Consider the following 14,275-nt stretch of genomic DNA (forward strand, 5'->3'; position numbering starts at 1 on the left):
TCCGTTCAGCCTGCTTTCGTGGCAAATCCACCCATAAAGACGAATTCTGAGAAGAGGCTGAGGAACCGGTTCAGCTACGGGCGTAGACCTCGGGCTTGAGCACGCCGACGTACGGCAGCTCGCGGTACCGCTCGGCGAAGTCCAGGCCGTAACCGACCACGAACTCGTTCGGGATGTCGAAGCCCACGTACTTCACCGGCACCTGGACCTTCACCGCGTCCGGCTTGCGGAACAGGGCCACCACCTCGACGCTCGCCGCCGAGCGCGACTGAAGGTACTTCATCAGCCAGGAGAGGGTCAGGCCGGAGTCGACGATGTCCTCGACGACCACGACGTGCCGCCCGGTGATGTCGCGATCGAGGTCCTTCAGGATGCGCACCACGCCCGAGGAGGTCGTGCCCTGCCCGTAGGAGGAGACCGCCATGAACTCCATCTCGACGGAGGGGCCGTGCTTGCCGAGCGCCCGGGCGAAGTCGGCCATGAACATGACCGCGCCCTTGAGCACGCAGACCAGCAGGATGCCGCCCTCGGCGCCGGAGTGGTCGGCAGAGACCTGCTTCGCCAGCTCGGAGATCTTGTCGCGGATCTGCTCCTCAGAGATGATCACGTGATCGATGTCGGCGTCGTACCAGGAGCCGTCAGCCATGACGGTAAGACTGCCGCATGAAGGTTGCCGCTCGTCGCACGGGTCTCCAGTCCGTTCCTGAAGAACCGCTGGAAAGATGCCCTTTCCACCCATCAAGCCCGGCGAATCAGACACTCTGAGTGACAGTTCTCACAGGCGTTCAGGCCACCCGAACGAGTCTTCCTTGCACCCGCGCCACCCGAATCCCGCCCGGAAGGTGCACGGGCCCCTGACCGTGCCAATCGGTGATCAGCGCGTCGAGCGCCTCGACGTGCCGGTGCGAGAGCGCCGACCCGGATGCACCGAGCTGTTTGGCCCAGGTATGCAGCACCCGGGTCCGGATGGCGCTCACCATTCCCGACAGAACCAGAATTTCAAGACCGCCGCTTTCGTACGCCGAAAGCAGAGCATCCCGGGCGAGCGCGTCCAGCGCCGCGTTGTCCGTCGCGACCTGCCCCGCGGTCCGCGCGAGATTCGCCACCACCGCGGGCCCGAGAGCCTCGACCAACGCCGGCAGCGCCGCCCCACGCACCCGGGATCGAGCGAACGCCGGATCCACGTTGTGCGGGTCGTCCCACGGCACGAGCCCCTGGGCCGCGCAGGCCTTGCGGGTGTCCGCCCGCGCCACATCGAGCAGCGGCCGCACAAAGAGCCCCTTGCGGGCCGGCATCCCCGCGATGCCCCGCGGCCCGGCCCCCCGGGCCAGCGCCAGCAGCACGGTCTCGGCCTGGTCGTCGCGGGTGTGCCCGAGCAGCACCGCCACCGCGCCCACGCGAGCGGCGACGGCGGAGAGCGCCTCGTATCGAGCCTCCCGAGCCGCCGCCTCGGGCCCGCCCGGCCGGCCGCCGACCGCCACCGTCACCACGTCGACCGGGTCAAATCTGGCCGAACGCGCCCAGGACGCCACTGACGAGGCGCGCGAATCAGACCCCTCCTGCAGCCCGTGATCAACCGTCACGAGCCCCACGCCGCCGCGGTGGACGAAACGAACGGCGGAGGCGAGGGCCAGCGAATCGGCCCCGCCCGAGCAGGCCACGAGCACGAGCCCGTCGGCCGGGAGCGCGTGGCGCACGGCCTGCCGCACCGCCGCTACCGCCGCCGGGATGCGCGCCACCTACCCCCCGATCGCGGGCTGCGGCCCGTGCACCCGGGTCACCCAGGCGTCGGGGTCGCCCAGTTCGTCGAGCCGGGGCAGGGTCAGCGGCGAGTCGAAGACCTTGTTGAACCCCTCCATGCCGACCCGTTCCACCACGCCGTGCACGAACTTGCGGCCTTCCGCGTACTGCCGCATCTTGACCTCGATGCCGAGCAGCCGCCGGATCGCCTTTTCCAGCGGGTTGCCGCTCTCGCGACGCCGGTTGAACTTGGAGCGGATCGACTCGACGCTCGGGATCACCTCGGGGCCGACACCGTCCATCACGAACTCGGCGTGCCCCTCGAGCAGCGTCATCAGCGCGGTCAGGCGGTCGAGCACCGCCTTCTGCGCCGGGGTCTGCACGATGTCGATCACCGAGGAACGGCTTTCCGGGTCGCGCAGCGCGTCGGAGAGGGTGGCGACGCCGCGGCGCAGCCGCTCGAGGATGTGTTCCCCGCTCTGCGACGCGTCGACGAACGCCTGCACCTCGCCCAGGAAGTACCCCCGCATCCAGGGGACCGCCGTGAACTGGGTGCGGTGGGTGACCTCGTGCAGGCAGACCCAGAGCCGGAAGTCGCGCGGGTCGGCGCCGAGCTTGCGTTCCACCTCGACGATGTTGGGCGCGTTGAGCAGCAGCTGGCCGGGGTTGCCGGAGAACACTTCGTACTGCCCGAGGACGCGGCCGGAGAGATAGGCCAGGATCGTGCCGGCCTGTACGCCGGTGACCCGGGAGCCGATCGCGTCGGCGAGCCCGCCCGGCTGCTTGTCGCCGGAGAGCCGGGTGACCAGCGGAATGATCACCTGCTTGAGGCCCTGGATGTTGACGGCGGCCCAGTCCTTCCGGTCGACCACCCGAACCGGCGGGACCTCGACCTGCGACTGCAGGCCGGTGTACGTGGCGACGTGGCCGGCCGCCTCGTCGGTCAGCGCGCGCAGCTCGGTCACCACCGCCATCGCGTCGTCGTAGGAGACCGCGGGCCCCGATTTGGACAGGGCCCCCGCGGTCGCAGCGGCCAGATCCCAGTCAACGAACTGCGCCATGCACCCACCGTACCCGCGGAAATCCAGCCCGCACTCGGTGGAAACCCTGACCTCAACGGGCTCTCAGCGGGCTCTCAGCGGCTCAGCAACCGCACGCGACCAGCCGGGCCGGCACGCGGTCGAGAGCCGACTTGGCCGTGATCGCGTTGGCCGATCCGCTCGCCATGATCGCGAAGACCAGCAGCCGGCCGTCCTTGGTCACCAACACGCCGGCCATCGTGTTGACCCCGCTCAGCGTTCCGGTTTTCGCTCGCACGATCCCGTACGCGGCACGGTTGGGCGCCGGCGTCACGAACCGTCCGTAGAGCGTCCCGGACCAGCCCGCGACCGGCAGCCCGCTGAAGATCCCGGTGACCGCCGGCTGCTTGCCGCTCGCCGCCAGGGCAAGCACCTGGGTGAGCAGCGTCGGGCTGATCCCGTTGTGCCGGGAGAGCCCGCTCCCGTCGTACAGGTCGGCCTCGTCGCCGGGCAGCCCCAGCTCCCGCAGCTTGGCGATCATCGCGTCGGTGGCGCCGTCGAAGGTGGCCGGCTGGCCGGCCGCGACCGCCACCTGCCGGGCCAGCACCTCGGCGATGATGTTGTCACTCTGCTCGAGCATCCAGTCGGTGACCTGCACCAGCGGCGGCGACTGCACCTCACCGAGCCGGGCGCCGGGCACGACCTCGGCCGGCCCGGACGGCGCCGCCGACGTGGCCGGGGCCGGGGCCTTGCCTCGCTTGACCGTCGCGGTCGAGACCCCGAGCAGCTTCGCGAACGCCTTGCCGGCCCCGATGGCCGGATCGCCGAACCGCGGATCGCCGCCGTGTGCGTTGTGCACCGGTTTGACCCGCCCGCCATTGGTCATCAACGGCTGCACCCGGGCGACCTGCCCGGCCGGCGAGACGTCGTCGGACGACCAGCCCAGCGCGGTCTCCGGTCCACTGAACAGCGACGTGTCGACCAGCACTCTCGTCGGCTTGGCGCCGCCCAGCGCCTTCTTCACCTGGGCCGCGAGTTGGTCGAGCCGCGCCGCGCCCGGGTACAGCCCCTTCGCGTCGACCGACAGCGTCGGGTCGCCGCCGCCCACCAGCACCACCTCGCCGGGAGCGTTGCCCGCCACCGCGGTCGTGCTCAGCCGGTAGGCCGGTCCGCGCGCCGCCAGCACGGTCACCGCGGTCAGCAGCTTCGTCGTCGAGGCCGGTGTGGTCGGCACGTCGGCGTCCCGTTCGTAGAGCGGTTGCCCCGACGTCGCATCCACCACCGACATATGGACGGTGTTGCCCAGCGCCGGCGCTCCCACCAGCGGATCGAGCGCCGCCTTCACCTTCGCGGGATCCGGCGCCGTCCCGCCACCTGCGGCCGCGACCAGCACCGGCGTGGGCGTGGGATCCGGCGTCACCGGCGCCTTCGTGGGCGCGCTGCTCGTCTCCGCCTCGAGCCAGCCCTTCACCGGCCCCGGCTTCACCAGCCCGACCACCGCAACCCCGGCAACCAAGACCAGGACCGCGGAGATCAAGGCGATCACCATGCGCTTTTTGAGGGTACGAGGACCGGCATCCGTCCCCGCCGTTTCCGGCCCGGCGCCGTCGCTGGTCACGCCATTGCCGCCGCCGCCGGGCTGAGCTGCCGGGCCATTCCCGGGCGCGCCCGCCGGCCGCCCGGGCGCCCCGGGCGGCGAGGACCACGCCCCGAACGCACGCTCCGGCGAACCGGGCAGCGGGGCTTCGGGACGACCGGCGTACGGATCCTGGGGCTGCATCTGTTGATCTTCCGCCCGATTCGTCGCGTTTGGCCGCCCTCGCGGCGAATCCACCCTATCCGGGCCCCAGGTGGCGTCGGCCATCGGAAGGCGCATCGGCGGCGTGGCCCGCGGCGACCCGGGCGGATTCGTGGCGGGCGGCGGACTGTCGGAAGACCCGGAAGGCACGGAAGGCACGCTCGCGCGCCCGGCGGATGCGTTACCGTAACCGGAAGCATGATGGCGCTCGGGCGCGCCTTCGTAAACGGGCCCGTCGTGTGAATCTTGCCTCCCCACGCGCCCCTCCTCGCCCGCCGCACCAGACTTAGGGGAGACTAGCGACATCCGGCACACCGTTGCGCGCGGATCCCGTGGGCACTGACATCTCGCCTCGGTCCCCGCCCGTCGTGACCGGCATTTTCGGTGGGCGAGTCAAGGGAGCATAACGATGGATTTCGACGTTCTGGTTGAGATCCCCAAGGGCCAGCGGAACAAGTACGAGGTCGACCACAAGACGGGCCGCATCCGTCTCGACCGGACCCTCTTCACCGCGACGCAGTACCCGGCCGACTACGGCTTCATCGAGGGCACCCTCGGCCAGGACGGCGACCCGCTCGACGCCTTGGTCCTGGTGCAGGAGCCGACGTTCCCGGGCTGCCTGATCCGCGCCCGCGCGATCGGCATGTTCCGGATGAGCGACGAGAAGGGCCGCGACGACAAGGTTCTCTGCGTTCCCTACGAGGACCCGCGTCAGGAGCACCTGCGCGACATCCACCACCTGGGCGAGTTCGACCGCATGGAGATCCAGCACTTCTTCACGGTCTACAAAGACCTCGAGCCCGGCAAATCGGTCGAGGGCGCGACCTGGGTCGGCCGGGTCGAGGCCGAGGAGGAGATCCGTGCCTCCTTCAAGCGCGCCGAGGTCGAGGGCGAAGAACACCACTGACGTACCCCGTGATCGTTCCGCCACGGTCACCCCGGATCCCAGCCGCGGCAACCTGCTCCACGCCGCGGTGGGACCTGATCTCACGCGGATCTACAGGCTGATGCTTCCGACGGCGGCATAGAGCCCCACCACGGCGCAGGCCACCGGAATCACCGAGACCACCACGAGGGTGTCGACGATGTCGGCGGCGCGTCCCATGTACGGCGACGGCGGCCGCGCGGAATAGGTCGCACCCGCGACCACGGTCACGATCGCGAGCAGCAGCACGCCGACGGTCAGCACCAGCAGCAGGGTCGCGTCGGCGGAACGCATCAGGTCGGCGCCGAGCGCGAACACCCCGATCAGGCCGCCGACCACCAGCGGCACCCGCTGCCGCAAGGTCACGAAGAGCCGGGAACGCAGCAGCAACGCGGCGGCCGACACGGCGATCAGGATCCGCGACGACAGCGACCCCGAGGCGGCCAGCACCAGGAACGCGCCGGCGGCCAGCACCGCGTGGCCGAGCAGCATGCCCGCGAGCAGCTCTTCCGTCCGCGTGACCGCCGCGAAGACCGTCTCGCGGTCGGGCCGCTCGCGGGCCACGTCGAACGCGCCGGCGGCGCTCGCGCCGGTGAAGCCGGCGGACGCGTCGGTCCCGGTCGGCAGGGTGACCGGCGGCGTCGGCATCTTCCCGAACCGGATCGCCAGCAGCGGCATCGCCCCGATCCCGCACACCAGCACCGAGATCAGCACCGCCGCGGCCCCGGCGGCCGTCGTGAACATGCTGACCAGCGCCGTCACGGCGCCCAGCAGCCCGGTGACCACACCCGCCGTGAACAGCCGCAGCGCGGCCGACACGCCGACACCGCCGAGGGCGGCCACGATCAGCAGCGCCACCGACCCGGCGAGCAGCTCGGAGTCGCCCAGCCAGGGCAGGAACGCCAGCACGCCCACCCGGTCGTTGGAGGCGACCAGCACCGCGCCGCCGGCGAACGCGTACGGCATCGCGTAGGCGCCGAGCGCCGCGCCGGCCCGGCCGTCGTTGTAGGCGCGGGACGCGGTGACGCCGGCGACCGCGAGCACGATCGCGACGCCCAGGCCCGCGACGGCCGCGCCGTTCCAGGACGGCCCGGCGAGCAGGATCGCGATCAGTCCGAGGCTGAGCAGCACCCCGGCCGCGGCCAGGGTCGCCGTCCGGGTGGAGGCCGCCGTCCAGGCACTGCCGCGACGCCGGGCGCCCTCGGCGATCGCCTCGACCACATCGTCGTACTCGAGCTCGGGCCAGTCGTTGTGCGCGGGCACGAGATGGAGGACTTCGCCATCGCGTACGCCCTGGGGGAAAAGCCCTTGGGACGTGATCAGCGCGACCCCGTCGGTTCGCCGGAGCACCCACCCGCCGTGCCTCTCGCCGTCGTCGGCGAGACCCTCGCCGGCGTGACGCAGCACCTCGGGCAGCAGCTCGGCCAGCGGCACGTGCTCGGGCAGAGCGACGTCAACGCGACGGTTCGGCGCGCTGATGGTGACTCGGGCGAGGCCGACGCTCACGTGACTTCTTTTCCCATCGATGTTTTGGAAAGTCTTTAGTCGACTTTAGGGTGGCGGTGGGGTGGTTGGACGGGTGCGGAACGAACCGCACTTTACCTACCATGGGCGCGTCGCGATGTCCGGCCAACGGCGCGCGCACACGGGGTGACCACACCCCTTTGTGGACGAAGGGGATATTCCAGGCATGAGCACGGTGGTGATCAAACGGTCGGCGCGCCGCCCGGCGCCGGAGATTCCGACTGGAGAGATCGCTGTCGAGCCGCCGCCGGAGATCCCGCAGGCGACCGGCGGCCGCTGGCAGCAGGCGATGATGGCGCTGCCCATGCTGGGCGGCTCGGTAGCCATGGCGATGATGATGGGCCAGGGCCGGAGCGGGCCGTATTCGTACGTCATCGGCGGTCTTTTCGGGGTTTCCTCGATCGCCATGCTCACCACGAGCATGGGCTCGAGCGGCTCACCCAAGAAGGCCGAGATGATGGCCGCGCGCCGGGAGTACCTGCGCCACCTGTCCGGGCTCCGCCGCCGAGTCCGCGAGACGGCGACCAAACAGCGCGTCGGCATGCTCTACCGCCACCCCGACCCGCACCAGCTCTGGTCGACCGCGAGCAGCCATCGGGTGTGGGAACGCCGCCCGGCCGACCCCGACTTCGGCGTGGTGCGGCTCGCGGTCGGCCCGCAAACCCTGGCCACGCCGCTGATCCCGCCCGAGACCCGGCCGCTCGACGAGCTCGAGCCGATGACCGCGGGCGCGCTGCGGCGCTTCCTCGACGCGTACTCGGTGGTCCCCGACCTGCCGGTCGCGGCCTCGCTGCGCGGCTTCGCGCGGGTCTTCGTGCGTGGCGCCGGACCCACCGGCGAGCAGGACGCCCGCGCGCTGACCCGGGCCGTGATCTGCCAGCTCGCCACGTTCCACGCGCCCGACGACGTGATCGTCGCGATCTGCGCCGGCGCCGACCGCCGGGCCGACTGGGAATGGGTCAAGTGGCTGCCGCACAACCTGCACCCGTCGCGCACCGACGCGCTCGGCCACGTGCGGCTGGTCGCGAGCACCGGCCCCGATCTCGAGCGTCTGCTGGAAGACGTGATCGGCAACCGGCCGCGGTTCAACCCGATGGGCGCGAGCACGAGCTCACCGCACGTGGTCATCGTGCTGGACGGCATCGACCTCAAGGGCGCCACCCAGCTCGACGACGGCATCGACGGCGTGACCGTGCTCGACCTCGACGAGCTGCCGCCACGCCTGCTCGACCGGTCGCTGCTGGTGCTCGAGACCGCGCACGCGGGCGGACGCCGGGTCTTGAACACCTACTCGATGGACCACGAGGCCGAGGTGGGCACGCCCGACCAGCTCACCGTCGAGCAGGCCGAGGCAGTCGCGCGCCGGCTGTCCCCGCTGCGGCTGGCCGCGATGTCGAAGTCGTCCGACACGCCGCTGGCCGCCGAGATGGGCCTGCCCGACCTGCTCGGGCTGGGCGACCCCGAGACGTTCAGCGTGCAGCAGAGCTGGGCGCCGCGCCCCAACCGCGACAAGCTGCGCGTGCCGATCGGGGTGGGCGCCGACGGCAGCCCGATCGAGCTCGACTTCAAGGAATCGGCGCAGGACGGCATGGGCCCGCACGGCCTGCTGATCGGCGCGACCGGCTCCGGCAAGTCCGAGCTGCTGCGCACGCTGGTGATGGCGCTGGCGGCGACCCATTCGTCCGAGACGCTGAACTTCGTGCTGATCGACTTCAAGGGCGGCGCGACGTTCTCGTCGCTCGATCGCCTGCCGCACACCGCCGCCGTGATCACCAACCTGGCCGACGAGCTCGTGCTGGTCGACCGCATGGTCGACGCGATCGACGGCGAGATGATCCGCCGCCAGGAGATGCTCCGCAAGGCCGGAAACTACGCGAGCCTGCGCGACTACGAGAAGGCCCGGGCCGGCGGCGCGGCGCTGCCCCCGCTGCCGTCGCTGCTGGTGATCTGTGACGAGTTCTCCGAGCTGCTCAGCGCCAAGCCCGACTTCATCGACCTGTTCGTCCAGATCGGACGGTTGGGCCGATCGCTCGGCGTGCACCTGCTGCTGGCCAGCCAGCGGCTCGAGGAAGGCCGACTGCGCGGACTCGACACGCACCTGTCGTACCGGGTGGGTCTGCGGACCTTCTCGGCGCTGGAGTCCCGGGCCGTGCTCGGCGTGCCCGACGCCTACGAGCTGCCCCGCTCGCCCGGCCACGGCTACCTCAAGTTCGGCACCGAACCGCTGCTGCGCTTCAAGGCCGCGTACGTGTCAGGGCCGATGCGCAAGGCGGGCGCCCGCGCCGCGGCCGGTGGCGCCAACGCCGTCCCGCAGGTGCTGGAGTATTCGACCCGGTACATCCCGGCGCCGAAGCCCGCGAAACCGGTGCAGCCCAAGCCAGAGGAACTGGCCGCCGAGAGTTTGGCCGCGGGCGAGAGCGTGCTCGACGTGATGGTCGACCGGCTCAACGGACAGGGCCCGCCGGCCCACCAGGTGTGGCTGCCGCCGCTCAACCTGTCGCCGGCCCTCGACGAGTTGCTCGGCCCGGTGGTCGTCGACCCGAATCGCGGCCTCGCGTTCGCCAACCCCGAGCTGCACGGCGCGCTGCAGGTGCCGATCGCGATGGTCGACAAGCCGCGCGAGCAGCTGCGCGACGTGATGTGGCTGCAGCTGAGCAGCTCGGCCGGGCACGTGGCGATCGTCGGCTCGACGCTTTCCGGCAAGTCGACCGCGCTGCGCTCGATGATCTGCGGAATCGCGCTGACACACACCCCGGCCGAGGTGCAGGTCTACTGCCTCGACTTCGGCGGCGGCTCGCTCACCACGGTCCGGGACCTGCCGCACGTCGGCGGCGTCTCGGGCCGGCTCGACACGGTCGGCGTGCGACGCACGGTCGGCGAGATCTCGACGCTGCTCACCGAGCGCGAGACGCGGTTCGCGGCGATGGGCATCGACTCGATGGCCTCCTACCGCCGGCGGCGGGCCAACCCGGCCGGCGGCGCGGCCGACGCCGACCCGTTCGGCGACGTGTTCCTCGTGGTCGACGGCTGGTCCACATTGCGCAAGGAGTACGAGGAGCTCGAGTCGGTCATCACCGACATCGCCACCCGCGGCCTGTCCTACGGCATCCACGTGGTGGCCTCGTCCTCGCGCTGGATGGACTTCCGCCCGGCGATCCGCGACCTGTTCGGATCCCGGCTCGAGCTGCGGCTCGGCGACCCGAGCGACTCCACCATCAACCGGCGGGCCGCGATGTCCGTGCCCGAGAAGGCGGGCCGCGGCATCGTCGAGCACCCCACCGACAAGAACAAGTTCCTCCACCTGCTGACCGTGCGGCCCGAGCTGAGCACGATGGCCGATACCAACGCGCTGGTCAAGGCGATCGCCACCAACTGGCACGGGCCGCTCGCCCCGCGCGTGCGCATGCTGCCGTCGTCGGTTCCGTACGCCGAGCTCGACCTCGACCGTGGCACCGGGCTGCGGCTGCCGATCGGCATCTCCGAGGCCGACCTCCAGCAGGTCGAGATCGACTTCGCGTCCGACCCGCACTTCCTGCTCTTCGGCGACGCCGAGTGCGGCAAGAGCTCGTTCCTGCGGGCCCTCGCGACCTCGGTGATCCGGCGGTTCTCCCCCGAGGAGGCCCGGATCATCCTGGTCGACTACCGGCGCAGCCTGATGGACCTGCCCGAGTCGGAACACCGCATCGGGTACGGGATCCAGGCCCAGAAGACGTTGGAGCTGATGCAGTCGGTCGCCGGATACATGGAGCGCCGCCTGCCGGGCCCCGACGTCACCGCGCAGCAGCTCCGCGACCGGTCATGGTGGACCGGACCCGAGCTGTTCGTGCTGGTAGACGACTACGACCTGGTGGTGGCCGGCCCGACCAACCCGCTCAACCCGTTGCTCGAATACCTTCCGCAAGCCCGCGACGTCGGCCTGCACCTGGTGCTCACCCGGCGGGCAGGCGGCGCGAGCCGGGCGCTCTACGAGCCGGTGATCCAGCGACTGCGGGAGCTGTCGGTGCCAGGCCTGGTGATGTCCGGTCCGTCCGATGAGGGCGCCCTGATCGGCGCGGTCAAACCGACGCTGATGCCGCCGGGACGTGGCCGCCTGCTCACCCGTCGTGAGGGCATTCGCCTCGTGCAACTTGCGCACCTACCGCCGTATGCGTGAGCGAAACCGATTTAACACACTGCCGGTGCGATATCCATCGACGGACCCCACCAACAAGCCCCCGTTTCGGAGTAATCTGCATCGACCATCCAGGATCGGATAGGCGATGCGACCCGTGAGTGCTGCGAGCCCCGGCCCCTGGCCCGCCAGGGCGCGATGCCGCGTGCCCTCCGGCGCCGCGCGCCGCGCAGCCTCCGATACCCGCGTGACCTGCGGCGACTCCGACTCTCCCCGGCCCTTCGGCGGTGCCCGTTGCTGAGCGGCCGACGGCTTGCCTCCGCCGCGCTCGCTGGGGTGTTCACGCTCGCCGTGCCCGTCGCGCCCGCGACCGCGCTCGCCGCGCCGCCTCTCGCCGCGCCGCCTCTCGCCGAAGCGGCCCCTCTCCCGGCGCAGGCCCGTCTCGCTGCGGTGGGCCCTCTCGCCGAGCCGGGTCCCCTCGCCGAGCCGCCCAGCCCGCTGGTCGGCGACTCGGTCCGCGACGACCAGTGGTACCTGAAGACGCTGAACATCGCCGGCGCGTGGACGTATTCGAGCGGCGCCGGCGTCACGGTCGCGGTCATCGACTCCGGCGTCGACTCCACCCACTCCGACCTGACCGGCCAGGTGCTGTCCGGCCTCGACCTGGTCGACCCCAAGGGCGACGGCGACACCGACCTGGTCGGCCACGGCACCACGGTCTCGGCGATCATCGCGGGCCGCGGCGACGACCTGACCGGCGTCATCGGCATCGCCCCGAAAGCCAAGATCCTTCCGGTACGGGTGCTCGACGAGGAGAACCGCTACGACGACGCGATCATCGTGGCCAAGGGCGTCCGCTGGGCGGTCGACCACGGCGCCCGGGTGATCAACCTGTCGCTCGGCGGCAACGGCAGCAGCGCCACCCTGGCCGCCGCGCTCGACTACGCGTTCGCCAAGGACGTCGTGGTGGTCGCCTGCACCGGCAACACGAGCGCCTCGTCGGACAGCGAGGTCTGGTACCCCGCTCGTGAGCCCGGCGTGATCGCCGTGGCCGGTATGGAGAAGGACAGCAGCTCGCTCTGGTCCGGCTCGATCACCGGCAAGGAAACGGTGGTGACCGCCCCGGCCACCCAGTTGGTCGGCGCCCAGTCCGGCGGCGGCTACTGGAAGGTGCAGGGCACGAGCTTCGCGGCGCCCATGGTGACCGGCACGGCGGCGCTGATCCGTTCCCGCTGGCCCACGATGCCGGCCGGCGAGGTCATCAACCGCATCATCCGCACTGCCCGCGACGAGGGCCCCGCCGGCCGCGACGCCGGCTTCGGCTTCGGCATGGTCGACCCGACCGGCGCGCTGACCGCCTCGGTCCCGGCCGTTTTCGACAACCCGCTGGACACCTCGCCGTCGCCGGGCATCGCCCGCTTCGGCTCGGCTCCCGCCCCCGGCCAGGCCCAGTCGGCCCCCGACGACGCGTCGACCGTGCCGCCGCGGGTGGCCGCCGGCCAGGCCGCCTCCCCCGCGACGGTCGCCGAGAAGCCGGCAAGCCACACCTGGTGGCTGGCCGGCGCCCTCCTGCTGATCTCGGCGACGGCGGCCCTGCTGACCGTCCGCCGCTTCGCCTACACGACCTGACGACCGCCGACGCCATGACGTCCGCGGGCTGGTCCTTCGCCTCGGCGCGGGAGCCCGCCCAGTGGCCCGGCACTACGCCCCGCTCGACCCCATCGAGGGCGAACGGGCGGTGGCCGAGGCGCTCGACGTCCCCGAGCCGAGCGGGCTCGTCCTGGCCGCGGAGTACATCGTCGTCCTGCCCCACGACGGCCCGCCCGTGATCGGCCGGGCGGCCGCGAAGCCCGGAACCGACAGTCCGACCTCATCGGGCCGCGCCGGCCCGGCGGTGCCGACCGCCGACGGCGCCGGTGCGGAGCCGGCCAATCACTCAGCGTGTTCGGCCAGACGGGCCCGGTTACGCGCAGTCGTCGGTCGAGACGCCTCGGGTGCGGCTGAGGCCGGCCTGGGCGACCGGGGCCGCCTCGCTCGCGGTGAGGGCGAAGCCGGTGTTCTTGTCGTCGGCAGCCGCCGCGAAGATCACGCCGAGGACCTGGCCGGTCGGGGTGATCAGCGGGCCGCCCGAGTTGCCGCTGCGGACCAGGGACCGGATCGTGTAGATCTCGCGGGTCACGTCGCCGGAGTCGTAGATGTCGGGGCCGGTGATCCGGCTGACGTCGCTGACCCGGGCCGACTGCGCGTCGTAGGGCCCGTCCTGCGGGTAGCCGAGCACGATCGCGCTGGCGCCGCTCGCGGCCTGTTTCGGGACGAACGGCATGACCGGCGCCTTCAGGCCGGGGACGTAGACCACGGCGAGGTCGCGCTCCGGGTCGTACACGACGACCTTGCCCTGCAGGCGCTCGCCGTCGACCTCGACCGCCACCTCTCGGGTGCCGGCGACCACGTGCGCGTTGGTCATCACCCGTTCGCCGGCGTAGACGAAGCCGGAGCCCTCGATCCGCCGCGAGCAGCTCGGCGCGGTGCCGAGCACCTTGATTACCGACTTCTTGGACTTCTGCACGATCTGGGAGCCCTTGAGCGCCGGGTCGGGCGCCGCGACCTCCTTGGTCTTGGTCGGCGCGAGGCCGCCGAAGACGTCCGGGAAGCCGTTGGTGTCGAGCGTCTCGCGCAGGGCAGAAGAGAGCGCCTGCGCCTGCTCGGGCATCAGGCTGTCGATGCCGCCGAGAATGGCGCTGTTGCGCACCTCGCGGTTGAGCCCCTCGAACGGGGTGGAGCCGAGCGGCACGGCGATCAGCCATGCCACCAGCAGCACCGCGACCAGCGAGATCAGCGCGCCGCCGGCGTCGTCGACGCGCTGGAGGGGCTTGCTGGAGATCTGCCGGCGCAGGTGGGTGCCGAGCCAGCCGGCCAGGGTCTGCCCGAGCACGGCGAGCGCGAAGATCGAGGCGAGCGACACCACGAGCCGGGCGGTCGGGTCGGAGAACTTGTCCGCGATGAGCGGGCCGATCTGGAGGCCGATCAACACGCCGCTGAAGAAGCCACCGAAGGACAGCGCGCCAATGACGAAGCCCTGGCGGTAGCCGCTGATCGCGAAGACCAGCATGAGCAGGATCAGGATGCCATCGACCACGAACACTCACTCAGCGTAGAGG

10 protein-coding genes are annotated in these 14,275 nt (G+C 71.5%); 3 read left to right on the top strand and 7 right to left on the bottom strand.

Annotation, left to right across the window (positions count from 1 at the left end):
* Window positions 1–70: 70 nt before the first annotated feature.
* From hpt to dacB, 4 genes are all read right to left on the bottom strand, one after another.
* Window positions 71–646: a hypoxanthine phosphoribosyltransferase gene (gene hpt / locus ACIA5D_RS48770; RefSeq protein WP_396037564.1), complete on the bottom strand. Its 576-nt coding sequence runs from the start codon at window positions 644–646 to the stop codon at window positions 71–73.
* A 139-nt stretch (window positions 647–785) separates the two neighbouring features.
* Entirely contained in the window at window positions 786–1,739 is a 954-nt protein-coding gene (tilS, locus tag ACIA5D_RS48775; RefSeq protein ID WP_396037565.1) for a tRNA lysidine(34) synthetase TilS, read from the bottom strand.
* On the bottom strand, window positions 1,740–2,801 hold the full coding sequence (locus ACIA5D_RS48780; protein ID WP_396037566.1) for a zinc-dependent metalloprotease: 1,062 nt from the start codon (window positions 2,799–2,801) through the stop codon (window positions 1,740–1,742).
* Between the two features lie 82 nt (window positions 2,802–2,883).
* Entirely contained in the window at window positions 2,884–4,308 is a 1,425-nt protein-coding gene (gene dacB / locus ACIA5D_RS48785; RefSeq protein WP_396037567.1) for a D-alanyl-D-alanine carboxypeptidase/D-alanyl-D-alanine-endopeptidase, read from the bottom strand.
* A gap of 658 nt (window positions 4,309–4,966) precedes the next feature.
* On the opposite strand from dacB, the gene ACIA5D_RS48790 reads away from it, so the two are divergent.
* Window positions 4,967–5,464: an inorganic diphosphatase gene (locus ACIA5D_RS48790; RefSeq protein WP_396037568.1), complete on the top strand. Its 498-nt coding sequence runs from the start codon at window positions 4,967–4,969 to the stop codon at window positions 5,462–5,464.
* 90 nt (window positions 5,465–5,554) lie between these two features.
* Here ACIA5D_RS48790 and eccD read toward each other — a convergent pair whose 3' ends face one another.
* Entirely contained in the window at window positions 5,555–6,988 is a 1,434-nt protein-coding gene (eccD, locus tag ACIA5D_RS48795) for a type VII secretion integral membrane protein EccD (RefSeq protein ID WP_396037569.1), read from the bottom strand.
* A gap of 184 nt (window positions 6,989–7,172) precedes the next feature.
* Here eccD and eccCa point away from each other — a divergent pair, with 184 nt between their 5' ends.
* Both eccCa and mycP read left to right on the top strand, forming a co-directional pair.
* Entirely contained in the window at window positions 7,173–11,159 is a 3,987-nt protein-coding gene (gene eccCa / locus ACIA5D_RS48800; RefSeq protein ID WP_396037570.1) for a type VII secretion protein EccCa, read from the top strand.
* A gap of 294 nt (window positions 11,160–11,453) precedes the next feature.
* Window positions 11,454–12,746, top strand: coding sequence for a type VII secretion-associated serine protease mycosin (mycP, locus tag ACIA5D_RS48805; RefSeq protein WP_396037571.1), 1,293 nt, complete (start codon window positions 11,454–11,456; stop codon window positions 12,744–12,746).
* 72 nt (window positions 12,747–12,818) lie between these two features.
* Here the strand turns inward: mycP and ACIA5D_RS48810 are convergent, their stop codons facing one another.
* Window positions 12,819–13,049 carry a hypothetical protein gene (locus tag ACIA5D_RS48810; RefSeq protein ID WP_396037572.1) on the bottom strand — a complete coding sequence of 77 codons (231 nt, stop codon included), beginning with the start codon at window positions 13,047–13,049 and terminating at the stop codon, window positions 12,819–12,821.
* 31 nt (window positions 13,050–13,080) lie between these two features.
* Complete coding sequence (locus tag ACIA5D_RS48815) at window positions 13,081–14,259, bottom strand: MarP family serine protease (RefSeq protein ID WP_396037573.1); 1,179 nt, start codon at window positions 14,257–14,259, stop codon at window positions 13,081–13,083.
* Window positions 14,260–14,275 lie beyond the last annotated feature (16 nt).

The organism is Actinoplanes sp. NPDC051513 (assembly GCF_044454685.1).
In the GTDB taxonomy this organism is placed as follows: Bacteria; Actinomycetota; Actinomycetes; order Mycobacteriales; family Micromonosporaceae; genus Actinoplanes.

What these genes read in the sequence shown, in the direction of transcription:
- hpt (WP_396037564.1), bottom strand. Translation starts at nt 646, where the DNA reads ATGGCTGACGGCTCCTGGTACGACGCCGACATCGATCACGTGATCATC.
- ACIA5D_RS48780 (WP_396037566.1), bottom strand. Translation starts at nt 2,801, where the DNA reads ATGGCGCAGTTCGTTGACTGGGATCTGGCCGCTGCGACCGCGGGGGCC.
- dacB (WP_396037567.1), bottom strand. Translation starts at nt 4,308, where the DNA reads ATGGTGATCGCCTTGATCTCCGCGGTCCTGGTCTTGGTTGCCGGGGTT.
- ACIA5D_RS48790 (WP_396037568.1), top strand. Translation starts at nt 4,967, where the DNA reads ATGGATTTCGACGTTCTGGTTGAGATCCCCAAGGGCCAGCGGAACAAG.
- eccCa (WP_396037570.1), top strand. Translation starts at nt 7,173, where the DNA reads ATGAGCACGGTGGTGATCAAACGGTCGGCGCGCCGCCCGGCGCCGGAG.